At 55.8% G+C, this 23,466-nt stretch carries 19 protein-coding genes and 2 pseudogenes; 2 read left to right on the forward strand and 19 right to left on the reverse strand.

What is annotated here, in order from left to right:
* Nucleotides 1-185 precede the first annotated feature (185 nt).
* Nucleotides 186-2,453 carry an AraC family transcriptional regulator gene (locus tag IDH41_RS20585; protein ID WP_190864370.1) on the reverse strand — a complete coding sequence of 756 codons (2,268 nt, stop codon included), beginning with the start codon at nucleotides 2,451-2,453 and terminating at the stop codon, nucleotides 186-188.
* Nucleotides 2,454-2,676: 223 nt separating this feature from the next.
* Here IDH41_RS20585 and IDH41_RS32285 point away from each other — a divergent pair, with 223 nt between their 5' ends.
* Nucleotides 2,677-5,127 carry a LamG domain-containing protein gene (locus IDH41_RS32285; RefSeq protein WP_190864371.1) on the forward strand — a complete coding sequence of 817 codons (2,451 nt, stop codon included), beginning with the start codon at nucleotides 2,677-2,679 and terminating at the stop codon, nucleotides 5,125-5,127.
* 3 nt (nucleotides 5,128-5,130) lie between these two features.
* Here the strand turns inward: IDH41_RS32285 and IDH41_RS20595 are convergent, their stop codons facing one another.
* The 10 genes from IDH41_RS20595 to IDH41_RS20640 all read right to left on the reverse strand — a co-directional run bounded on the left by IDH41_RS20595 (nucleotide 5,131) and on the right by IDH41_RS20640 (nucleotide 13,627).
* Nucleotides 5,131-6,330, reverse strand: coding sequence for a DUF2264 domain-containing protein (locus tag IDH41_RS20595; RefSeq protein WP_190864373.1), 1,200 nt, complete (start codon nucleotides 6,328-6,330; stop codon nucleotides 5,131-5,133).
* Nucleotides 6,331-6,346: 16 nt separating this feature from the next.
* Nucleotides 6,347-7,477: a glycoside hydrolase family 88 protein gene (locus tag IDH41_RS20600; RefSeq protein ID WP_397328313.1), complete on the reverse strand. Its 1,131-nt coding sequence runs from the start codon at nucleotides 7,475-7,477 to the stop codon at nucleotides 6,347-6,349.
* A gap of 181 nt (nucleotides 7,478-7,658) precedes the next feature.
* Nucleotides 7,659-8,249: a TetR family transcriptional regulator gene (locus tag IDH41_RS20605; protein WP_190864375.1), complete on the reverse strand. Its 591-nt coding sequence runs from the start codon at nucleotides 8,247-8,249 to the stop codon at nucleotides 7,659-7,661.
* 79 nt (nucleotides 8,250-8,328) lie between these two features.
* Nucleotides 8,329-9,495: a YhgE/Pip domain-containing protein gene (locus IDH41_RS20610; protein ID WP_190864377.1), complete on the reverse strand. Its 1,167-nt coding sequence runs from the start codon at nucleotides 9,493-9,495 to the stop codon at nucleotides 8,329-8,331.
* A gap of 285 nt (nucleotides 9,496-9,780) precedes the next feature.
* Nucleotides 9,781-10,533, reverse strand: coding sequence for a twin-arginine translocase subunit TatC (gene tatC / locus IDH41_RS20615; RefSeq protein WP_190864422.1), 753 nt, complete (start codon nucleotides 10,531-10,533; stop codon nucleotides 9,781-9,783).
* Nucleotides 10,534-10,638: 105 nt separating this feature from the next.
* Nucleotides 10,639-10,872, reverse strand: coding sequence for a twin-arginine translocase TatA/TatE family subunit (gene tatA, locus IDH41_RS20620; protein ID WP_190864378.1), 234 nt, complete (start codon nucleotides 10,870-10,872; stop codon nucleotides 10,639-10,641).
* A 33-nt stretch (nucleotides 10,873-10,905) separates the two neighbouring features.
* Entirely contained in the window at nucleotides 10,906-11,961 is a 1,056-nt protein-coding gene (locus tag IDH41_RS20625; RefSeq protein ID WP_190864380.1) for a molybdopterin-binding protein, read from the reverse strand.
* The gene (locus IDH41_RS20630) at nucleotides 11,958-12,452 is read right to left on the reverse strand and encodes a MogA/MoaB family molybdenum cofactor biosynthesis protein (protein ID WP_190864382.1); all 495 of its coding nucleotides are present in this window, start codon (nucleotides 12,450-12,452) and stop codon (nucleotides 11,958-11,960) included. The genes IDH41_RS20625 and IDH41_RS20630 overlap by 4 nt, the downstream gene beginning before the upstream one ends.
* A 41-nt stretch (nucleotides 12,453-12,493) precedes the next feature.
* Nucleotides 12,494-12,964 carry a cyclic pyranopterin monophosphate synthase MoaC gene (gene moaC / locus IDH41_RS20635; RefSeq protein ID WP_223829893.1) on the reverse strand — a complete coding sequence of 157 codons (471 nt, stop codon included), beginning with the start codon at nucleotides 12,962-12,964 and terminating at the stop codon, nucleotides 12,494-12,496.
* 57 nt (nucleotides 12,965-13,021) lie between these two features.
* Nucleotides 13,022-13,627 carry a 5-formyltetrahydrofolate cyclo-ligase gene (locus tag IDH41_RS20640; RefSeq protein ID WP_190864385.1) on the reverse strand — a complete coding sequence of 202 codons (606 nt, stop codon included), beginning with the start codon at nucleotides 13,625-13,627 and terminating at the stop codon, nucleotides 13,022-13,024.
* A 152-nt stretch (nucleotides 13,628-13,779) separates the two neighbouring features.
* Here IDH41_RS20640 and IDH41_RS20645 point away from each other — a divergent pair, with 152 nt between their 5' ends.
* A complete protein-coding gene (locus IDH41_RS20645; RefSeq protein ID WP_190864387.1) occupies nucleotides 13,780-15,717 on the forward strand; it encodes an ABC-F family ATP-binding cassette domain-containing protein in 1,938 nt (645 codons plus the stop codon).
* Between the two features lie 108 nt (nucleotides 15,718-15,825).
* Here IDH41_RS20645 and IDH41_RS20650 read toward each other — a convergent pair whose 3' ends face one another.
* The 8 genes and pseudogenes from IDH41_RS20650 to IDH41_RS20680 all read right to left on the reverse strand — a co-directional run bounded on the left by IDH41_RS20650 (nucleotide 15,826) and on the right by IDH41_RS20680 (nucleotide 23,406).
* Nucleotides 15,826-16,476, reverse strand: coding sequence for a response regulator (locus IDH41_RS20650; protein ID WP_190864389.1), 651 nt, complete (start codon nucleotides 16,474-16,476; stop codon nucleotides 15,826-15,828).
* On the reverse strand, nucleotides 16,454-18,190 hold the full coding sequence (locus tag IDH41_RS20655) for an ATP-binding protein (RefSeq protein ID WP_223829904.1): 1,737 nt from the start codon (nucleotides 18,188-18,190) through the stop codon (nucleotides 16,454-16,456). Before IDH41_RS20655 ends, IDH41_RS20650 begins: the two co-directional genes overlap by 23 nt.
* Nucleotides 18,191-18,592: 402 nt before the next feature.
* Nucleotides 18,593-18,850 (reverse strand): annotated as a pseudogene (locus IDH41_RS32190) (PDZ domain-containing protein); the annotation flags it as partial.
* Between the two features lie 33 nt (nucleotides 18,851-18,883).
* Entirely contained in the window at nucleotides 18,884-19,054 is a 171-nt protein-coding gene (gene comX, locus IDH41_RS20660) for a competence pheromone ComX (RefSeq protein ID WP_190864393.1), read from the reverse strand.
* A gap of 129 nt (nucleotides 19,055-19,183) precedes the next feature.
* The gene (locus IDH41_RS20665; protein WP_190864395.1) at nucleotides 19,184-20,113 is read right to left on the reverse strand and encodes a polyprenyl synthetase family protein; all 930 of its coding nucleotides are present in this window, start codon (nucleotides 20,111-20,113) and stop codon (nucleotides 19,184-19,186) included.
* Nucleotides 20,114-20,161: 48 nt separating this feature from the next.
* Nucleotides 20,162-20,383, reverse strand: a complete 222-nt coding sequence (locus IDH41_RS20670; protein WP_190864397.1) for a hypothetical protein — start codon at nucleotides 20,381-20,383, stop codon at nucleotides 20,162-20,164.
* Between the two features lie 62 nt (nucleotides 20,384-20,445).
* Nucleotides 20,446-21,214, reverse strand: a pseudogene (locus tag IDH41_RS32195) (ABC transporter ATP-binding protein).
* 638 nt (nucleotides 21,215-21,852) lie between these two features.
* Nucleotides 21,853-23,406, reverse strand: a complete 1,554-nt coding sequence (locus IDH41_RS20680) for a 2-isopropylmalate synthase (RefSeq protein WP_190864424.1) — start codon at nucleotides 23,404-23,406, stop codon at nucleotides 21,853-21,855.
* Between the last annotated feature and the right edge of the window lie 60 nt (nucleotides 23,407-23,466).

Consider the following 23,466-nt stretch of genomic DNA (forward strand, 5'->3'; position numbering starts at 1 on the left):
ACGCCCTCATTGTACGGAGCCCCTGTCTTCCCGGGCAACAACGAACGCTGCGGAAACGCTCCGAATGCTCCTCATCGTCGGCTCATATTTGTAACGGCCGAGTCCGATTATTCATTTTCGGTGTATACGGCTGTGCGCCGCTCTCAATAAAAAACCTGCGAAAGAGCCGCAGGTTCCAGCTATTTCTAGCCGTTAAGCTCCCGGTACGACAGCGGCGTCATGCCCGTATCCTTCTTGAAGGCGTAGAAAAAATAATTTTTGTTCAAATAGCCCGTAAGCTCCGCGATTTCGCTGACCGCCAGCTTCGTTTCCTTCAGCAGGTTTTTGGCGCGCTCGATCTTGATGCAGCGGATATGATCGTTAATGAACTGCCCCGTCGTTTCCTTGAACAGCTTGGCGAAGTAATTGGCGGAATAGCCGAATTTCCCCGCGATCGCATCGACCGTCAAATTAACGTCGCCGTAATTTTCGCCGATATAATCGATGGCCTCCTGAATCATCTTTAGCGTCTTCGCATTGTTCTTGCCGGCGTTCAGCTCTTCGATTCTGCTCCGGTGCCGCACGAACAGATCCATGTACCACGTCTTCCAATCGTCCAGCACCTCAAGCTCGTCGAGCTTGCGGTAATCGTCCCGGAAATCGAAGGACCCGTTGTTTTCTCCCATGATGCCGTTGACCGTCCGTATGCAGCTGACCGCCAGCTGCAGCAGAACGAGATGGGCGTCCGAGCAGGCCTGGGTCTGCAGAGCTAGCTCCAGCCGGTCCAGCGCCTCCGGCAAGCCGGCTTCCTTGCCCAGCTTGATGCAGTCGATCAGCGTCCGCTCGATCTCGGACGGATACTGCAGCTGGGAAGCCTGCCGGCTGTCTGCATACGACTGCTCCAACAGTTGTCCGTACCCTGCCGTCAGCCTGCAGTCGCTGAGTCCCAGCGCATGTTCGTAGGAGAGCCCCAGCTCCCGCAGCGTTTCCGCCTGCCTTCCGACCGCGATCGTCAAGCTGCGCCCCAGGGCACTCAGCGACTTTTGCTGAATGTCCTTCAGCCTCTCGCGCAAAACGTCCATATCCGGATAGGCGTCCGCGTCTACGATCAGCGCTATTTTCCCGTCCTCCAGCATGACCGAATCGATACATTCGGCCTGCTGGAGGCAATCCTTGGCGATTTGCTCGGCCGTTATCACGTAGAGATGCCTGTGCTCCGGCTTAACCTTGTAATATTCGTCCACCCGCAGCAGGATGACTCTCCGGTTGACCGCTTGGTCATGGAATTCATACTGCTGCGACTTCTCCTGCAAATAGCTATCGTCGAACGCTCCCGTAAGCAGCCGCTTCAGAAAGCTATGCCTGAGCTCCCGCTTGTTCTTGTCGTTATGCTCGGCCAGCTCCTTCATCCTCTCCAGCATGTCCGCGACCCCATCCATAATATAATCCAGCTCGCTTTGCCTGTTCCCGCTTCGTTTTCTCACCAGCTCGGATTTGTTCATTCGCTTGATGAACAGATCGATGGGCGAATAGATCGTTCTGGCCATGAACGCGATCGGAACGATGCTGAGCAACAGAACGGCGCAGCCGATGTACAGAATCGGATTCGTCTTCTCAAGCACGAACGAGGTCAGCTCGCTCCGGTCCGAAGCGGCGAGCAGCGTCCAGCCTGCAGCGTCCACCGGCATGCTGCTCACCGTATAGGTTCGTCCGCCAATCGGAAGGCTTGCGCCTTCCCCGCTGCCGGCTCGGGATAGAACTTCTTCCAGGCGGGCTTTGTCCCGGAGGATGCCGGCAGCCGGACCTTGCACGCTCGAGGCGAGCAGCTCGCCGTTCTTGTCCAGCAGGAGCACGTCCGAGGCTTCGCCGGCTCCGGGCATGCCCGCGGCGAAGAAGTCCGGGACGTTGATGACGATGCTGTGCTCGATCGTTTGGCCGTCCGGCGCGTACTTCGTATACACGTAGGAAATCACTTTTTGCGCAGCCTCTCCGGAGGCGCCCGGAAGCTCCCTCGCCATGACGTTTTTGCGCTCCTGTCCCGCATGGATAACTTCACGGTCGGGGAAGCCTTCGTAGTCCGCCCCTCCCGACTGCGTGGATACGAAATAGCGAAGCTGCCCGCTGTAAATGTACATCGAATGAATGCGGGAATGGATATGCTTAAACCGCGAGAATTCGGTTCTGACCTTGTACTCCTCGTACGGGTCCCATTCCGGCTGATTGAGGAAGCTTTCCACGACGGGATTGGAGATCACCGAAATGAACAGGTAATCGACTTCTTCGTTAAGCTGGCGGATCCCCATCGAGATGCGGCTTAAGCTGTCCCGATAATCGCTGGTCGCCTCCTTGTAGGCGGCTTCCATATAAATGCTTCTGAAAACGACGGTGAGCAGGATCACGATAATGAACGACAGCATGATGAAAAACGAAATGAGCTTCCAATAGATGATCTTTTCGCTTATCCGATTTCTCATCGCAGAATATCCCCCTTTTTTCCGCTAGATGTACCTAATAGCGTAGCCGGAACGGGGGTCGGGCGCCTAGTTCTGATCGTGCAGCATCGGGTATTCATTGTGCAGGTGCTCCGGAACCGGCGGATTCAGCACCGCAGCCGTAAGAAGAGCACTATGCTTTTGGGAGCGCATTCCATAAGCTGTTCACAGGAACGCGAAATCGTTTGGAGAGGTGATGATTATTTTGCTGCAAAAAAATCGTAAGACAAGCCGGCTTCCGCTAGGCAGGCTGATTTTGTCCCTCTGCTTGATGCTACAGGCCGTCCCGTTTTTCCCTGCTCCCGCCGCCCATGCGGCTGCGGATACGTTCGAAGAGCGCGCCGCGCAGCTGCTCCATGCGTTTGCGGCCGCAACCCCGGACAGCTTCCATAATCACGTGTTTTTCTATGCCCAGGCCCGATTCGCCACGAATACCGACGTAAGCACGGCGCTCGCCTGGGTCGATTCGCTGAATAACGGCAGCCATCCCGGTGCGATGTTTTATTATTTGAACGATATCGAGACGTATTTGAAATTCGGCCACTTTTATTCGGAACAGCTGAAGGCCAAGGTGAAGGCGGATTTGACGACGGGCGCCGGCGTCACCTATTACACGTCGAACGGAACGACGGAAAACCATAAGCTGATGTACAAAACGGCGGGGTATCTGGTCGCGCAAACGTGGCCCGATTGGTCGAACGCCGCATCCGAGCTGGCCGGCAACAAGGCGGAGCTTGAGCAGATCATGGACCAGTACGTGCACAAGGGGCTGGCTGAATACGATTCGCCTTCCTACAATGCGATAACCGTTAATTGTTTCATGCTGCTGGCCGAATTCGTGCAGGACCCGGAGCTGAAGCGGAAGGCGAGGATGACGCTGGAGTGGGTGCTGGCCAATACCGGCGCGGAGTGGAGCGGCGGCTATTCCATTTCGTCGACGCTGCGCGTCTATCCCGTCAGCGTTACGCCGCAGGAAGGGGCCGCATCGACCATTCAGAACTGGCTGCTGTGGGGCGGCAGGACGCCAAGCTATCCGGCCTCGATGAGCGATCATAACACGGAGGCTCATTACGCCGTGTCAAACGCGACAAGCGCGTACCGGATGCCCTCCATCCTCGAGCGAATCGGACAGGACAGAAGCGTGCCTTACGTCCACAAGGAGAACGGGCATTGGAATACGCGCACGAGCAAATACAGCTATATAACGGACAAATTCGGGCTCGCGAGCCAGGTGGAGATCCAGAATATGGGCTGGTCGGACCAAGCCCGCCGCTGGCTGGCCAGATGGGATTCCGACAAGCCCGGAAGCACCTTCTTCATGACCCACCCGAGGCTGGCCGGCGACTATAAGGGAGCTACCGTTTATGAGCAGGTCATGCAGCATAACGGCGCCTTGATCGGCGTATACAAAATTCCGGGCAGCGGAACGATCGACGGCACGAATCCGATCTTGCCGTATATCGAAGGGCCGATCTCCACGCAGGCTGCAAAGCTGATGACGGAAGAGGCGGGGTGGATTTTCATCCATGGAGGCAGCGCGATGCTCGCGGTCAAGCCGGTAAAGGGTTACACGTGGGCGGCGGACCGCACAATCAATTCGCAGCTGTTCAAGACGCTGCGCAGCGAGTTCAACAAAAACGGGATCGTGCTCGAGGTCGTTCCCGCAAGCGATTATGCCCTGGCAAGCGAAACGGGACTGCCCGAAGCCGAACGGTTGTCCGGCGAGCTGTCCCGCTTCAAGGCCGATATTCTCGCAACCGTCGTCATTGACGCGTCGCATCTGGACGATACGAATCCAAGGCTGATTTATACGTCTCTATCCGGCGACCGGTTGGACATGACGTATCAATATACCGGCATGTACAACAACAACCGGAAGCTGAACGGTCAGCCGGTCGCCTACGCGAGCTGGCCGCTTATGAGCAATCCCTATATGCACCAGGACTACAACGGAAATTTGCTGACAATCGCGCACGGCGGAGAAAGCTATGTGTACGATTTCGGCGCATGGACGGTCTCCTCCGCCAATTCCCCGCTGCTAAGATGGAAGTTCGACGAGCAGTCGGGCGCCGCCGCCTTCGATACGAGCGGCAGCGGACTGCACGGCGAATTGCGGAACGGCCTGACCTTCGGCGCCGATACCGTTGCCGGCAGGTCGGGCGATGCGCTGCAATTCGACGGGCAGGATGACGTGGTCCGGCGCAGTCTGACGTCTGTGTCCGGCTATCCTTTCACTTTATCCGCCTGGGTGAAAACGAACGCCTCCGCCAATCAGACAATCCAGTATTTAGGAGACGGCTCGGCGTTCGATCAATACGTCCGGGTCGGCATCAACGGCGCGGGCAAAGCGTTTCTCGACCTGCGCAACGGATCGGCAAAGACCGTCTACTCCCAAGGGCCGATCCATGACGGCGAGTGGCATCTGGTTACCGGCGTGTTCGAGAGCGAGTCGAGCTCGATTCTCTACGTCGACGGCGCAGCTCAAGCGGTACTGACGAACGGGGGAGCGCTGCCGGCCTTGAACCGGGTGGCGGCGGGCGCGCTCGACCGCTCGGTGCCCGCCGACCGGTTCGCCGGCTCCATCGACGACATGCGCCTTTACGCCTCCGCGCTGAGCGCCGCCCAGGTCATGAATTTATACAACGGACTGAACTAGCCGCTATTTCAAAGCCGAATCGATCGGGAACGCCTGTCCGGACCATGCTTTCTTCGAGGTCCACGGCTCCGGTGCCCCGCTCCAGAACGGATGGGCGGCATCGAGGCCAAGCGGCAGGAACACCTCCGCGCACAGATAGGCGCTTCCCGTCGAGACGTAACGCTCGGCTACGCCCGGCTGATGTCCGCAGAAGCCGAGCGTCAGCCAGCCGTCTTCCGTGAAATTCCCGGGCATTTCCAGCGTTCGCGCGATCGCGGCGGTAAGCGCGCAGCGGACCTGCGCGGCGCTTACCTCCTCCGGCAGCGCGCTTCGCAAGGCGCTCTGCGCCAGGCTGTGGAACGCGCCGAAGCGGTATGCGAGCGAGCGCCCGATCGGCGGATAGGTTCCGTCAGGGGCGATGAGCCGCTCCTGCACGGCGGCGTAGCGCCTGGCGCGGGCCGCGACGGCCGGCTTCATGGCTTCCCATTCCGCATGCTCCCCGCCTACGGCATCCAGCAGTTCGACGAGCATCGGCTGGATGACGAAGCTGTTGTAATAGTCCCAATGGAATTCGGGACCGTCTCCGTAGGCTCCGTCCCCGAGGTACCACTGCTCGTGCTGCTTCAGCGCGTAGTCGATCCGCATCGGATCCCAATCGTCCTCCCCCAGCTTGTACAAGGCCGCTTCGATGATCGCCGCGAACAGCAGCCAGTTCGAAAATACCGGCTTTCTCGACCGCGTAAGCTTCAGAGCGGCGACTGCGTTCGCCTTCACGCGCGGCTCCAGCAGCTCCCGCAACTGGATTGGCGCGCGCAGCAGCGCCAACGCAAGAAACGCCGCATCGACGATCGGCTGGTAGCCGTCGCCGAAGTTCATGTAATCGGGCGATTGCGGATCCGTCCCCGCGTCGATCGCCTCGCGCGCAAGCGCGGCATACTCCCGGCGCAGCTTCTCTTCCGTACCATCCGCACCGGCATGTTCCAGCCAGGGCGCCATCCCGCTGAGCAGCCGCCCGAGCGCCTCCAAATGCGTATACTTCACCCGGTCCGCGAGCAGAGAGGCGGTGGAATCCGCGCCTGCAGCAGCGCATTCTACCGGCATGTCCGCCTTCAGCCTGCGCTCTCCGAGCGCGCGCAGCACCGGATCTCCGATCCTGATCATCTGGCGTACCCAATACTCCCTGCAATTTCCGCCGTTATTCGGCTCGTTATGATCCGCATGCATAATTCCGTACCTCCATCTACCAGAATGTATCCGATTGGCCCTTCAGCCTGGCCAAGCCTTCGACAAAGAAGTAGTCGCCGTATATAAGCGGCACGTCGATGTTTCTCCGTTCCGGATAGTGGCTCGTTCCGTGCAGGATCAAGCCCTCCTCGGCCGGATCGTCCCATGCGCCGTAATTTTCGTAGAGGGAACGCAATATGCGCTCGCCGCCTTCCCGGTACATGCCGGCTTCTTCGGCCGGAACCGCCGCCGCGATTTCAAGCAGGCCGCAAGCGGCGCAAGCGCCCGCAGACGTATCCCGATAACGCTCGACGCCCGGCGGAAGCCGGAAATCCCAATGCGGTACCGCATCCTCCGGCAAGCTCGCCAGGAAAAAATGGGCGGCCCGCTTCGCCGCGTCCAAATACTCGTCCTTCCCCGTATAACGGTAGCTGAGCGCCATCCCGTAGATCGCCCAAGCCGTGCCGCGCGACCATGCCGAATTCGGCGCGAAGCCCTGTCCCCCGTTCACTCCCGTGCATTCGCCGGTATCCGGGTCGAAGACGACGATGTGGTTGACCGAGCCGTCCGTCCGGATGAAATGCGCGAGCGCGGTATCCGCGTGCGCCGTCGCCACATGCTTGAACCGCGGATCGCCGGTCGTCTCGCTGGCCCAATACAGCAGCGGCAAATTCATCATGCAGTCGATAATTGCCCAGCCCTCGTTCCGGTCTCCTTCGCCCCAAGGGTTCCATGCTCTTATGTATCGGCCCTTCAGGTTAAACCTTCCGCTCAGCACGCTGGCCGCCAGCAAGGCGCGCCTGCGCGACCGGTCGTCGCCGGTCAGCTTGTACTTCGCCACGCTTGTAAGCGTCCACATAAATCCGATGTCGTGATCAAGCCGGTCATAGCCGGTCAGCACCTCGTCAAGCTGCCGTTCGCACGACTCGGCGATTTCCTTGTACCTCTCTTCGTTCGATGCGGGATCGCGGTACAGCAGCCAGAGCAGCCCCGGCCAGAAGCCGGCCGTCCACCAATGCGGCGCCTCCAGCGCGTACGCACCGTCCACGCTCGCATGCGGAAATCTGGCTCCGATCCTCTCGCTCGTGCGAAGCACCTTCGCGTGCGTCTTCATCCACGCCTCATGCGCCCAATGCTCGTTCTCCATCGACATGCAGCCTCCCTGGTTTCTCCTCATTGGTTCATCCGGAAAATCGAATGAAAGGTTGCGCCGCCATGTCATTCCTTTTACAATCGGCGCTTCATCCATTATACTCCATTCCTTTTTCCCCAAGGTACCCGCAGCGAAAAAAACCGCACGCGGCATTCCCGCGTACGGTTCTCTTTGCTTATTCGCCGGTATATTGCAGAGCGCCCAACACGAACACGGTTAAATCCTCCGCCAGCGCTTCGGACGTCGGCTGGCCTTCTTCCAGAATCACCGACCAATAGTCCGTATTGCGATGGAACAGAAGCGTGCCTACGACAGCCATCAACGCATTGTCCAATGACCGGAAATGGAACAGCCCCTGCTCCCGCCCTTGCGCCAGCCAATGTCTAAGCATTCGCCATATCGGCATGACATGCTGGCGGATCTTTTGAATGCGATCGGTGTTCATAATAATTTCCTGCTGGATGATGCTGATGAGCTGGTTGTCGCTATTGCGGAATGCCGTCACCTCTCGAATGATCAGCTTTACGCCTTCGACGGGGTCCAGCGTCGGATCGACCGTCGCAAGCTGGTCGTTCGGGAAGAACGTCTCGAAGAGCGCGCCGAACATGTTTTCTTTCCCGCCAAAATAGTACGAAACGAGCGCGACGTTCGCGCCCGCCTCCTCGCAGATTTGCCTGACGGTCGTCTTCTCGAATCCGTGCTGCGCGAACAGCTTCTTCGCCGCGAGCAATATTCTCATCTTGATATCCGCGTCTCCCGTTGTCATTCGAAGGGCCCCCACCAACCTTATTTTCTTTTATTTTGAAGCATAGCCCGACGATTCGCAAGGCGGTTGTCCCGCCCGCTTACTTTCCATGCTGGCTCGCGATGGCCGCGACCGGCTGCGACCGGGGCGCCTGGCGCTTCGCCGCGACCGCGAATACGCTTATCGCGACGGCGACCGCCGCTATGACGCCAAGCGCTAGCGCATCCGAGCTAGGCGAAGGACCGCCGAACAACAGGTTCATGTTCCCTTCTACGGCATAGGTCGCCGGAAGCATGTCTCCGAGCGCAATGTAGAAATCGGACAGCAGCTCGCGCGGCACGATGGCCCCGGAGGATACGAGCTGAGCCGACAGCGCCATAATATTGAACAGCATGCCTCCCATTCCGAACAAATAGAGGAACATCTGAGACACGAAGACGAAAGTCAGCAGGAACAGCAGCTGGAACAGCCACAAATGCAGGAACCCCTGCGCCATTTGTCCGCCGAACGATGCAAGCAGCGTCGAGCCGACTAGCGATACGACGATCGCCGCGCCGATATTCATTACGCTTCTAGCGGCGAATCTTTGCCATTTGCCCGCTGCCTGGCCGACCGCCAGCGCCGACTGCTCGAAGTTCATGCCCATAATCATCGCGCCGACGTAAGAAGCGAGCACCATCATCATCGGCACCATTTGGTTGTTCATGCCGTCCACGACGTTGGTCGACCGAATGTCCGACGTGACCCGCTCCGACAAGCCCCGCGATGCCGCGGCCGCCTGGTCCGCCGGCATATGCAAGCCGCCGAGCACCGTCTGCACGCCGCCCGCGACGGCTTGGCGGTTCACCTCGGCCGTTATCTGCGCAGCCGCGCCGGTCATGATGCTCTTGATCAACGCCGGATTCGACTCGTTAATCAAGTATTGGATCGACGCTGTTCCATCCGCAGCCGTCGCTTTCATGGAGAAGTCGCCCGGAATGTATACGACCATTTGCAGCTCGCGTTCGTTCAGCCTCTTCTTGGCCGCTTCCAGGCTGCTCTCTTCCCGCATGTCGAACGGCAGGTTTTGAACGAGGCCGGACGCGACCTGCCGCCCCATCTGCTCGTCCTCGTTCACGACCGCGATGCGCAGCTCGCCGACCCGCTCGGTCACGCCGTCGTAACCCGTCATCCAAATGGCCGAAAAAACAATTTGGAACATGAGGGCGGTAACGATGCCGATCCATGTGGTCGGGCGTTTCATAAAAGCTTGCAAAGCGTTTTTCATTTCTCTCCACTCCCGTCTCTCTTTAAACATTCGTTTAAAACATTTGTTTAAAACGTTTGTTTAATTATTGCGCACGCTAGGTTGTTTTGTCAACGGGGGTTTTGTGGAACGAACTGCAGAACGTGCAACCGGCGCGATCTACCGAATAAAGCGGCCAAAAACAAAAAAATGACGGCGCAAGGATCTTCCCTTGGCACCGCCATTTTCGCATCGATTTTTTGTATCAAACGAGCAGCTCAACGAGTAAACAGGCTTTGCGATCAAGCAGACAAGCCCGCCATTCCGTTACGCTTTATTCAAAGATTCCCCGTATTCCGCTTCCCACTTCGCGTCCGCCGCAACCTGCTTACGGTATACCGTACCCGACAAAAACACGCTCGCTTCGTACAAGAGGATGAGCGGAATTGCCACAAGGATATCGGATATGAAATCCGGAGGCGTAATCAAAACTCCGATAAAAATCATTATAAAGTAAGCAAGCCTGCGCATCTTACGAAGCCGCGCCGGATTTACGAGCCGGATCGCCGTTAGAAACATGATGACGAGCGGCAGCTCGAACAGAAGCGAGATCGGAATCAACAAATTGAACATGAACTGAAAATATTGCGCGATCCCGAACGTTTCCTCCAGGTTCAAATGCTGCGACACCGTTCGCGTGAAATTGAAGGCGAGCGGGAACACGACGAAATAAGAAAAGGCCAGTCCGATCAAAAACATAAGGAGCGCAAATGGCACGTACTTAAGCGTGGAGCGCTGCTCGTTAACACGAAGCGCCGGCTTCACGAACGCCCACAGCTGATAGGCGATAAAAGGCAGCGCGATGATTAACGCGATGACGAGCGCGAATTTCATGTACATGCCGATGCCGTCCCAGAGCGAGAACGTATGCAGCGAAATCGTGTTCGCCGGCTTCTGGCTCATCAGAAAATTGTAGGCCGGCTCTGCGAGGATCAGGCCGACGACCAGTCCCAGCGCGACTACGATGAGCACGTAGACCAGCCGCTTGCGAAGCTCTCCCAAATGCTCAAGCATCGGCATGAGCCCTTCCTCGCGGATGAGCCGCTTGCCCGAATGTTCCTCTCCCAAATCCTCTTCCCTCCTTCGCCGCGAATCTGCTACCGCTCAAGAAAAAAGCGGGCCCGATTATTCCGGCAGCCGCTTGTTGTCTTTCTCGTTATATTCCGGGCGATCGACCTCTACGCGGTTCGCTTGTTTGTCCTTGCGGTCGTCGTCGTCCATAATATCTCTGGCGCCGGACTTGAATTCGCGCAGCGTGCGTCCGAATGCGCGTCCGAGCTCCGGAAGCTTGTTCGGGCCGAACAGCAGCAAAGCGACCAGCACGAGCAATATAATACCCGTTGCACCTATACCTGACATCTCGTTAACCTCCTAAAATTTACTGCCATCACGTTAGCAGCCGTACAAACCGCCGTATCCCATCTCGACGATATCTTCGCGAACGATCGCATCTCCGGCCAGTATGCGGGGCAGGAGCACGTCGAACGACGTATAAGGATCATGCATGACGCAGCCCGGCAAGCCCATGATCGGCACGCCGTCCAAATAGCCGACAAGAAGCATCGAGCCCGGCAGCATCGGCGTTCCATAGCTTACGATATCCGCCCCGGACGCTTTGATCGCGCCCGGCGTCCGGTCGTCCGGATCGACGGACATACCGCCGGTCACTAGTATCATATCATACCCTTTGCCGAGCAAGTAGTGTATTTCCATGACAATTGTTTGTCGATCATCGGGCGCAAACCGCTGCTCGGCAACCTCCGAGCCAAGCGCCTCGAGCTTGCCCTTGACGGCCGGGCCGAATTTATCCTCGATTCGGCCGTTAAATACTTCGCTTCCCGTCGTAAGCAGCCCCGCTCTCAGCTTGCGGAACGGACGAACCCGAATCGGCGCGGCGCCGCCGCTTGCTGCGCGGTACTCCTCGGCGAGCCGTTCGACCGCCTCGACCTTCGCCTTCGGCACGACGAGCGGTATCGCCCGGGTCGCGGCGAGCTGACCGCCCGGCTTCACGACCGACTTCGATTTTACGGTCGCCAGAGCGATCTCGCCCAACTCGTTAACGGCGTCAACGATCCCTTTATCGACCTCGGCAAGACCGAGCAGCGTCGATTTCATGCCGACCTTGCCCTCGTGCGGCTCCGTCAGTTGCAGATGCTCGCCGTAAAGCGCCTTCGCCATCCGCAGCGCCGCATCGTCTTCATGAAGCTCGTTCTCGCCAAGCTCCATAATATAAATATGTTCTTTGCCGATATCGAGCAGACTCGGAATGTCGGCTTCCGTCACGACATGCCCTCGCTTGAACAGACGGCCCTTGAACTGGCCGGGAACGATGCGGGTCAGATCATGCGCCAGCCGCATGCCGACCGCGTTATGGACGGATACTTCCCTAAGTACCGTTGTCCCTTGCCGGACGACCGTTTCTCCGTCTTGCCGGTCCGTTTCGCTCATAAGCTATGTTCTCCGAGCTCGCCGGACAAGATGCCCAGCGCGTGCGGCAGCTGATCCATGATCGCCATCAAGCTTTCATGCACGCCCTTCGGGCTGCCGGGCAAGTTGACGATCAGGGAGCTTCCCCTGATGCCGCATACGCCGCGGGACAGCATCGCCCTCCTCGTCTTCTGTAGCGCTCCCATCCGCATCGCTTCCGCGATGCCGGGTACCGCCCGGTCAATGACCTTCAGCGTCGCTTCCGGCGTGACGTCGCGCGGAGCAAGACCCGTTCCGCCGGTCGTCAGCACAAGGTCGGCATGGAAATACTCGGTCATTTCGATGATCGCCGCCATAATCTCGTCCTGCTCGTCCGGTACGATGCGATAGTCGACGATTTCGCCGCCCAGCTCTTCCTCAATCAGTTCGCGAATGACTTGGGCGCTCGTATCTTCGCGTTCCCCGCGCGAGCCTTTGTCGCTTGCCGTTAATATTGCTACCTTCCACCGCATATACCCTTCCTCCCATCCCTAGTCCGATTGTGGGTTCAAAATCAAGAAATCCGGTAATCTCCGCTTTTGCCGCCCGTTTTGGAAATAAGCCGCGTCGGCCCGATCACCATATCTTTCTGCAGCGCCTTGCACATATCGTATATCGTAAGAGCCGCACATGACACAGCCGTCAGCGCCTCCATCTCGACACCGGTCTTGCCCGTCGTCTTCACGGTTCCTTCTATGTAAAGCTCATCCGTTCCGTTATCGCTGAACGCGATGTTAATGCCGGTCAGCGGAAGCGGGTGGCACATCGGTATCCAATCGGACGTCTTCTTGGCCGCCATGACCGCGGCCACTTGGGCAACGGCGAGCACGTCGCCTTTGCCGACTTTGCCCTCTTTGATCCGCTCAAGGGTTTCCGGATTCATCTTTACCGACGTTTGGGCGACTGCCGTTCTAGAAGTGACTTCCTTATCGGAGATGTCCACCATCCGGGCCCTTCCTTGCTCGTTGAAATGCGTCAGCTCCAACGCCACCACTCCTTCGTTCTTGTTCGCCGGATCTTGCTGCTCCGGCGCTGGCATCCGTTATGCCATATATACCGTTCTCTCCGTCAGCACCGCATCCATCGGCAAGTCATGCGCTTCCCTCGGAATTCGGTCAAGCAGCTGCGCTTCGAACGCCGCGCCGATCCATGCGATACGACCGTCAGCCTCCCTCTGCTGCAGCGCGGCCGCGAACCGGTCGTAATAACCGCCGCCGTACCCTAATCGACCACCGCTGCGGTCGAACGCGAGACCGGGCACGAATACCGCTTCCGGCGCATAGCCGTCCTCGATCGGGAGCGTCACAGCCGGATTAGGCTCCATAATGCCGTACGCCCCCGGGATCAGCTCGCCCCAGCCGTGCAGCACGTGCAGCGTCATCGTGAAATCGGCCGCCACGCATCGCGGGACGATCACCGTTCTTCCCGTCTGCCAGCCCCATTCGATCAAGCCCGACAGATCAAGCTCGCTCCGAAACGGCACATAAGCCATAAAAGACGAGGCGGACCGGCTTTCCAAGAAAGCTTTGGCCCGCTCGCACGCCGCCTTCGACCATACTTTGCGAAGCTCCTCCGGCAAGTCGTTCCGCTTCTTGGTCATTTCCCTGCGGATGAAAGCTTTATTATCTCCTATATTCTGCTCTGCCACCCGATTCACCTGTTCGTTTTCGCATCGTTTTGTTTCGTTATTTGTAGTTTACCACTGTTATACAACTTTCGCCAATGCCGGGGCTCGTTTATGGTACACTATTATTATTGGGCAACGACAATTGTTTACATTGATCAGGTGGAGGTTTCAACATGCTTCTTCAAGTTTCCAACATTACGAAAAGCTACGGCGTGAACGTCGTGCTATCCAATATTTCGATGCAGGTGCAGGAACGCGAAAGAATCGGGCTTGTCGGCGTGAACGGCGCGGGCAAATCGACGCTGCTCAAAATTATCGCGGGCGAAATGTCCGCCGATTCGGGAGCTATACACAAAGCGAAGGAAACTAAAATCGGTTATTTGGCGCAAAATAGCGGTCTCCAATCCGACCGGACGATCGAAGCGGAAATGCGCGCGGTATTCGCCCATTTGATCGAAGCCGAGCAGGAGCTGCGCGAACTGGAAGTCAAAATCGCCGATCCGGCCCTTCACGACGACGAGAAACGGTACGCGGACACGCTTGACCGGTACGCCAAGCGTGCCGACTGGTACCGGGAGCAAGGCGGCTTCGAGATCAATACGCGAATCAACAGCGTGCTTCACGGCATGGGCTTCGGCAGCTTCCCCCCGGATACGCTCATTTCCACCTTAAGCGGCGGTCAGAAGACGCGGCTCGCCTTGGCCCGCATCCTGCTGCAGGCGCCCGACCTGCTCATGCTGGACGAGCCTACGAACTATTTGGACATCGAGACGCTTACTTGGCTGGAATCGTATTTGCGCGGTTATTCTGGCGCGATACTCGTGGTTTCGCACGACCGTTACTTTCTCGATGCCCTTACGCAAACGATCGTCGAGATCGAACGTCATACGGCGAAACGGTACACCGGCAATTACAGCCGCTATATGGAGCTGAAAGCGGCCGAATTCGAAATCAACATGAAGCAATACGAGAAGCAGCAGGAAGAAATCAACCGAATGGAAGAGTTCGTGCAGCGCAACATCGTTCGGGCATCGACGACTAAGCGCGCGCAGAGCCGGCGGAAGGCGCTCGAGAAGATGGAAAGGATCGACAAGCCGCTCGGCGAATTGAAAAAAGCCCACTTCGCGTTCGAAATCGAGCGCCAAACCGGGAAGGACGTACTGGCCGTGAACGACTTATCCATTACCTTCTCCGGCAAAAGTACGCCGTTGTTCGAGCATGTATCCTTCCAGCTTACCCGCGGCGAAACCGTTGCCTTAATTGGCCCGAACGGCATCGGCAAGTCGACGCTGCTGAAAGCGATCGTCGGCCAAATCGAACCGAATGCCGGCACCATCCGGTTCGGCACCCATGTCAAGCTCGGCTATTACGATCAGGAGCAGACGAGGCTTAACGGACAAAATACCGTTCTCGAGGAAGTATGGGGCGCTTACCCCCACATGGAAGAAGCACGTATCCGTACGGTGCTTGGCAACTTCCTGTTCAGCGGCGAAGACGTGCTGAAACGTATCTCGTCCCTTAGCGGCGGCGAGAAAGCTAGAGTGTCCTTAGCCAAGCTCATGCTCGCGCAAGCCAACGTCCTCATCTTGGACGAGCCTACGAACCATCTCGATCTTTTCAGCAAGGAAGTGCTTGAGGCGGCTCTTCTCGACTATGAAGGCACGCTGTTTTTCATTTCGCATGACCGGTATTTCCTCAACAAAATGGCGGAACGGATTGTCGAACTGAGTCCGCAGGGCATCGAGCATTTCCTAGGAAATTATGACGAAATGATTGAGAAAAAACGTGAAATCGAGGAAGTCCGCTTAGAAACGCTGTCAAAAGCGGCAGCTTCCGGGTCGAGATCGGTCTCCGCTTCCGACAGCAAGCCGACAAACGCCTACGAAGCCGACAAACAGGCGAAGCGCGACGAGCGCAATCGGCAACGAAAAATCGAGCAATTGGAGGAACTGATCGCGACTTTGGAACAGCAAATCGCGGAGCAGGAAGAACAGCTGACCGATCCGGCTATTTTCAATGATTATATCCGCATTCAAGAGATTCAAGGAGCGATCGAAGAACGGAAATCCTCGCTAGCCTCCGCCTATGAAGAATGGGAGCAGCTGATGTAGCGCCAATTCAGCTAGGTCCAACGAGCGGAAACGACAAAGCGGCAGTCGAAGGAGTAATCCTTGACTTGCCGCTTTTCCTTTAATCGCCCGAATGATTGAGGACGTAGTTTAATATTGCTCTAAACTGATCAATCCTAGCCGCTGTGCTTCCTTGATTGCTTCCGACCTGGATCGGACGTTCAGCTTGTCAAAAATGCGCGACAGCTGGTATTCGACGTTGCGCTGGCTGACATGCAGCATGGCGGCCAGCTCCTTGTTGCTTATGCCGGTAGCGACCTCATGCAGAATCGTCTGTTCCTTCTCCGTAATCGATACGTCCTCTACGGCAAATTCCGAACGCCCGATCGTAACCTCATGCCTTCGGAGCTGCTTCAACAAGGAAATCGGAATAACCGCGTCTCCCCGCATGGCGCACCGGATTGCGTTATGCAGCTGCTCCCGCGACACCGTCTTCGAAATAAAGCCGGACACGCCCGATTCGATAAGCAGGTTGAAATGCGAACCGATTTCATAACCGGAGTAAATAATGACCTTGCGCTCCGGGTCTTGCTGTATCAGCCTTCTCGTCAATTCCAGGCCGCTGATGCCCGGCATGTTCAAATCGCATAAAATAAGATCGAAATGCTCCGTCTGCACGATCTCGAGCGCTTCGATGGCGGACAAGACGACCGATACTTTCATATCGGCGTCCTGTTCGATCATCGTTTTGGTTCCTTCCCCTACGGAAGGATGATCGTCAACTAATAAGATACGAATCACGCAAAATACCCCTCTCCGTTCGGCCCGTTGTCATGATTTCCGGCAGCAAAATAACGACCTCCAGGCCGCTACCGGGCTCAGAATGAAAGGAAATATCTCCTTCAAGACCCGTTACGCGCTCTTTGATGCCTGACAAGCCCATATGCTCAAACGATGCAATCATTTGGTTAACATCCATGCCGATCCCGTCGTCCTGGTACCGGAAGTAGACCGTTCCTTTGCGCTGCTCAAGCTCCAGCGTAATCAATTTGGCTTGCGAGTGCTTATCGGCATTCCGCAGAAGCTCCTGCACGATCCGGTAAATCGCCGTGATCTGTTCCTCGTTCAGCTCGCGGGAAAACGGCTTGGCATGAAAATCAACGGCAAAATTAACGCGCATCTGCGTATGCTCGATAATGGACTCGACCGCTTCCACGACGCCCATCTCTTTCAGGAGCGGAGGCCTCAGCTCGTTGCAAGTTTCCCTTATCTGGTGAATGACGTCGAGCAAGCCTTCCTTAATATCCTCCAGCTCGCTGCCGAGCTTCTGGCTGATCGGATGATCCATCATGACCGCTTCCAGCTTCCGGTACCAGAGCAGCTGATCCTGAAGCGCCGAATCGTGAAGATCCGCCGCCAGCTTCCTCCGCTCGTTCTCCGAGAGGCAGAACAGGAGGCGAAGTACCCACGGCGAAGTCGAATGCTCCTTGCGCACCTCGGATTCCAAATCCTCGATCAAGCCTTCGATCAAATATAAATTTTCGAACACGATGCTCGAGTAATTGGACATCGTCTTCAGCCATCGCAGCTCGTCGGAATTATAGCGGGTATGGTTCGTCTTGAGTCCGATCCACAAAATATGGTACCTGGTCCGCTGCCTGCCGATGACAAGCCCCAGTCCGTACGGCAGCTCGATTAATTCGCCGACTTGCAGCGCATTGACCGTGCCGAGCAGAAACTCGGCCGTAATGAGCTCTTCCGGATGCTCGCCCATCGGGAACACCGTATTTTCCGATTGATCGACGACGAGGAACGTGATCCGGTTAACCGGCAGAAGCTCGGCGATTTCCTGCTTAAGCACCGCCTCCAAGTCGGACTGCTTCATGACGCGGGCGATTTTGCGGGAGAACCGGTCGAGGCTGTCCTGATAACTGTACATCGCTTTGAACAGCTTCGGACGGAACCGCTGGTCGATCTGCTCCTTCGCATACAAAAACAGCGTCATCCCGATATAGATGACAAAAAAGATGCCGAACCATGCGGACCATGACGGGCTTCTTTCGCCTAATATAACGATTCCGACCATTATCGCTACGATAAAGGACGGCAGCAGCGCAAGCGCGGTATAGTATTTGAATCGCGTTAAAATAAAGTCGATGTCGAATAACTGGTTGGAGGTCGATAAATAGAAATAAACGATCGGAAGAACGAACAGGAACAGCGCCGTAAACGCGGCAGGCAAAATCTGCTTTTCCCCGAAGACGGGCGGGAGCAAATTCATGGTGGCGAATGGCGTAAACGCAACAAGATGCGAAATCAACGTAATGGTAAACAGGGAGTGAAGCTTCGTATGCCTGTGCCGGATGAACTTTAGGATCAGCTTATAAACGCACACTAAATTACCTAATAGCACGACGCAGCTATAGGCCATTTGGATATAGGTATAAATTCGTATGGATGAAATGTTCGTCCATATATAGAGCAAGCTGGCGACTTCGACCAGACCTACGATCATGTACAAAGACCATAGCGCTCGCTTGCTAATGAAATGAACATCGAATCTCTGCAAATAGATATTCATGAAATTCATGAATAATAGCGGAATCAGTGGCAATACCGAATATATGATTGAAATGCCGACAGGGTCGCTCCGGTTCGAGGCGGCCGAACTGTAGTAGCATATGCCGATCGACACAAAAAACAAAATGAGCATGATCGCCGCTTTATCATGACGGCGCTTTACGTACAAAAAGCCTGAGAAAGCACAAAAAATAACAAGTGAGATTCCCGGTATGTACAGCTGAATCAACAGCTCCCACAACGAATGATCACCTGTCCAGCCTTTAGGGAAAGATATGATTTGCTTGACATTATCCTTATGTAGAACAAGAACGTTATCCGCATACTCAATCGAGTTATACTTCTTTACATTCTCAAATTCTCTTACGGGCTTGCCGTTTACCTCCAAGATTTGATCGCCAACGCGAATCCCTTTCACTTCCGCTTGCCCGGCTGCCTCCAATGACTTGACGAAGTAACGGTCGCCTGGTTCTTCGATCAATACGGCACCGATCGACGGAACTCTTACGATCACGGCTGTGAGGTAAAGGATGGAGGCGAGGAGCCCTACAAGAAAGAGGATTGAGATGAAGCGGTTTAGTAATGTTGGTCTCATGCAACCCTCTTCCCTTCAAGCATTCTCAATATCCTAGTTCCACATGTAAGCGTAACCGCTGTTCTTGTCGTTTTTATTGTTCAGTTCACCAAGAAGAGCCTTCTGTTCCGCAGCCGAAACACCAGCTAACTGCAACTGTCCACCCATAGCCATGGACATTTTTTCCGTACTGCTTACCAATTGACGAATTGTTTCTTTCAACATAAGAACTCCTCCGCTTCTCTACTAATATAGTAAAAATGGGTTACATATCTACTATAACAGGAAAAGAATCGACAGAAAACGCAAAAGTGATTCGTATTTACCGAAATCGCTTTTGCGTGGTAGGGCCTGCTATGCAATTTCTTGGTTCAATAGCTGTAAAAATGTCGATTTCCAAGGACCGGATTCCTGTACGGAGTCGAGAAGCTCCTCGAAACGGTTGTAGTGCATCCGGCTCATGACGGAGCCGTAAAGAATGGTGCCGGTCCGCTCGCAGGCTTCTTCGAAGCTTTGGCGGCGGCCCGCTACTTCGCCTACAGACAAGCGGCCATCAAAGTAGTCGTGAATCCACTTGTCTTCTTCCCCCAAGCTTTCAAGCAAAAACAGGGTAAGCAGCGTGCGCTTCCGCTGCAGGAAGTCGCTCTTGTCGTCCCAGCGGAGCAAGTCCCGAATATCGTTCCTGAGCTGGGCGGCTATGCCGATCTCGACGGCGTATTGTTCGATGACGCCGTGCCACGGATGTCCCGCCAGCATGACCCCGGTCATGCAGGCGAACGACAGCAGCATCGAAGATTTCTGTCTGACCATGTCCAGGTAGGACTGCTCGTCGGTTATTTCGTTCATAATATCGAGCATTTGTCCGTTCGCGGCCTGCAGCAAATAACGGTTCATCATCCCGGCAAGGGCGAGCCGCATGCCATCGTCTTCCGTGCAATCCAGCATCGTCTGCTGGGACAGCGTCAATAACGACGATGCGACGTGAAGAGCGGCCGCTCCGGGTACTTGCATCCAAGGCTTCGCTGGCGCGTCCTGATCCTGCAGGTCGTCCAAAATGTCCGAGGCGAGTATAGACAGCTCGACGGCCGCCGCCGCCCGGAACACTTCATCCCCGCCACCGCCGAACATCCGGTAATGGATGACGGTCAACCGTCCGAATTTACTCGCCTCCTGCAGCTTGTCCTCGATGAACCGTTCCGCGAGCTCCGCGAGCGGCTCCGCCGTAAACCAGCGCTTTGCCAGCTGCTTCATCTGCTGTCCGATAAGTGGAATACAATCGTTCACAATCGATCCTCCGCTTCTTCAACATAATACCAGTATACTATGTTTTTGTCATAGAAGCATGCGATGAACCATGTGAACGAAATGCCCGAGCCAATTATAAAAAACGATGCCGCCTCCGCGGCTTTTGCGTTTCGCTTCCGCTTTACTTTCTTCCTCCTTCATTTCCTCCTCGTTCAATCGGTTAATTAATCGCGAGATCATCTCCATTCGCTTCTCGATTAGCTTTGCGCGCACGACTGACGGACTTTCGCTGCGATCTCGATGATCCATTGACCAAGAAGCCCTCCTTGAAGCGTCCATAAGCAAGCGTATGGCGCGTCCGCCCGTTTCCGTTAGTGCTTGTAAGCAAGCACTCCTTTGACATCCGCCGCATAGTGCATATAGACTCCTTCCATCGTCATGCCTCCGCCGGGAATTTCGGCAATGAGCTTCATCGGATTGCCGCATATGACGAGCTTGCCTTTCTTGAGCACGCTTACGCGATCGCAGTTGCGCTGAATGTCCTCCATGTCGTGGGATGCGACGACGATCGTTTTCCCTTGCTGCTTCAACTCGCGGAGCAGCCTCCAATAGTCTTTTTTCGCTTGCGGGTCGAGACCTGTCGTCGGTTCGTCGAGAAAAATGATTTTCGGGTCGTTCACAAGGGCGATCGCGAGCGACGTTCGCTGCCTCCACCCCCCCGGATAACCGCTTAATGACTTTATTGGCATATGGACCGAGTCCGAATTGCTCGATGATTCGATCCAAATCGTTTTTCCGTTTATAAAAGCCTTGAAAGAGCTCCATCGCCTCGCGGACGGTCATCTTGTCCACCAAGGACGTGCTTTGCAGATAAATGCCGATGTCTTCCTTCAAGCGTTCCGGCTCCAGCAGCAAATCCGAGCCGAGCATATGAATGTCGCCGTTGTCCGGCGTGCGTAGTCCCATCAATATTTCGAGAAGCGTCGTTTTGCCTGACCCGTTCGTCCCGATAATGCCGAAAATTTCGCCCTGCCTTACTTGAAAAGACACTTGATCGACCGCTTTATTCGCACCATAAAACTTGCTGATTGCGCTTGCTTGAATGACCGTTTCCATTTCCATTCTCCGGATAACCTCCATTCACACATTAAAGATGGATGAGCCAATCGTCTTACGGCGGGATTGAAATAGCTAGTTTGCGTCATGTTTTTACGATAACGCATACCGAAAGCTTTTTCACCGAAAACCTGATTTGTAATTCACGCAATTTTTTTGCGCGACCGCAAGGAAAGCGCAAACCGCTTGCGGGGAGCCGTGAACGAAGAAATAGCAGTCCGTCATACGAAAGGTGCGGTTATACACAAAACTATCCACAATTCTGCATAAATTGTTAGTTAATTCTGTCGATAGTCTTACAGTAATGGAGTGCTATTTTCGCGGTTTTCGTCGAATACTAGGCACTTTATCATAGGCAACGTTTTTTTATCCCCGTTATCCACATTGTCCACAATATTGCTGTGAAAAAAATATCCCCTTTTCGCTCACAATGTTAAGGGCGAGTAAACCTAGCGTTTACAGGCCTTTTACCTCGTTATGCACAAAACCGCCGCCAATTGTGGATAACTTTGTGCACAACACTAATTTTGGAAAGTTTTATTCGAGCTTTTCCATTCCAGATCTCGTACAGAGAACGGGAGAACGAGAAAAGACGGTGCAGATACGCAACCGTCTTTTCTTCCTTCTTTAATAATTATCCGTCAATCGAATGTTAAAGCGTATCAGTTCGCCGCCCGGCTTGCTCCCGTTCCCGCGACCCGGATTCCCGTCGTCATCACCGCTTGATTGCAAGCCGCCACGTAAGCCTGCGCCGCGGCCAGCACGATGTCCTTATGGATCGACGTCCCGCGGAAGCGCTGCTGCTGATGGACGATGCTTACGACCGCTTCCCCGTGCGCGTCTTCACCGGTCGATAAGGAGTGAAGCTCCAGATCCTCGAATTCGGCCGCTACCGGTATCGCCTGCTGGATCGCGTGGATGACCGCCTCGATCGGGCCCGCGCCCATTGCGATGTACGACTGCTCCGAGCCTTGCTCGTTCTCGCGAATCGTAACGCTGGCGGTGCGGGAGCGCTGCGTGCCGGCATGCACGTGCAGATCGACTAGCACGTACGGATCGGGCTGGGTTTCCGTCATCTCGCCCGCGATGCGGATCAGCTCATCGTCGGTTACGATTTTTTGCTCATCGGCTGTTACCTTGAATTTGTCATAGACATCCTGCAGCTGCGCGTCGGTCACGTCGATGCCGTATTCGGCGAGACGATGCTTGATGGCATGCCGGCCGGAATGCTTGCCCAGAATGATCATGTTCCGCGGTATGCCCATCGCTTCCGGATCCATGATCTCGTAAGTATTGCGGTTTTTAAGCAGACCGTCCTGGTGGATGCCGGATTCGTGCTGGAACGCGTTGCGGCCGACGATCGGCTTATTGTAGGCGATCGGAAAATTCATCGCGCGGCTGACCATGCGCGACGTTTCGAATATTTCGCCGATTTGGATATTCGTCTGCGCCCGCATCGCGTCCTTGCGCGTTTCGATCGCCATGACCAGCTCCTCGAGCGAGCAGTTGCCCGCCCTCTCGCCTATCCCGTTCACCGTCACCTCGATCTGCGTCGCACCTCCGTTAATCGCGGCCAGGCTGTTCGCGACGGCAAGGCCCAGGTCGTTATGGCAGTGAGCGCTGTATCTCACCGTCTCGCCGCCTCTGGCCTGCTTGCGGACCGTCCGGAACAGCTCGATCATCTCCTCCGGCAGCGCGTACCCCAGCGTATCCGGCAGATTGATGACCGTGGCGCCTTCGGCGATGACCGCTTCGACCAGCTGAATGACAAAGTCTCTGCCGGAACGCGTCGAATCCATGGCGGAAAATTCGATTTCGTCCACGAACTGCTTGCCGTAGGCAACCATTTCGCGGGCGATCTGCACGACTTCGTCGCGGGATTTGCGAAGCTGGTGGTTCAGATGGATATCCGACGACGAGATGAACAGGTGAAGGCGCCTGCGCGCCGCATCCTGCGTCGCCTTCACGGCCGCGTCAATATCGCCCTTCACCGCCCTGGCGAAGCCGGCGATCTCGACATGCTGCAGCTCGCGCGAAATTTGCTGCACGGCGGCGAATTCGCCGGGACTCGATACCGGAAAGCCCGGCTCGATAACGTCGATCCCCAGCTTGCCCAGCTGGCGGGCAATGACGATTTTCCGCTCAGGATCAAGTGACGCGCCCGGCGACTGCTCGCCGTCCCTTAACGTCGTATCGAAAATTTGAATTTTTTTCATTTCGTTTGCCATCTTAATCAGCCTCCAAAAAATAGATTCTCGATCAATAGAAAAAGGCCC

The organism is Paenibacillus arenilitoris, assembly GCF_014705655.1.
In the GTDB taxonomy this organism is placed as follows: domain Bacteria; phylum Bacillota; class Bacilli; order Paenibacillales; family Paenibacillaceae; genus Pristimantibacillus; species Pristimantibacillus arenilitoris.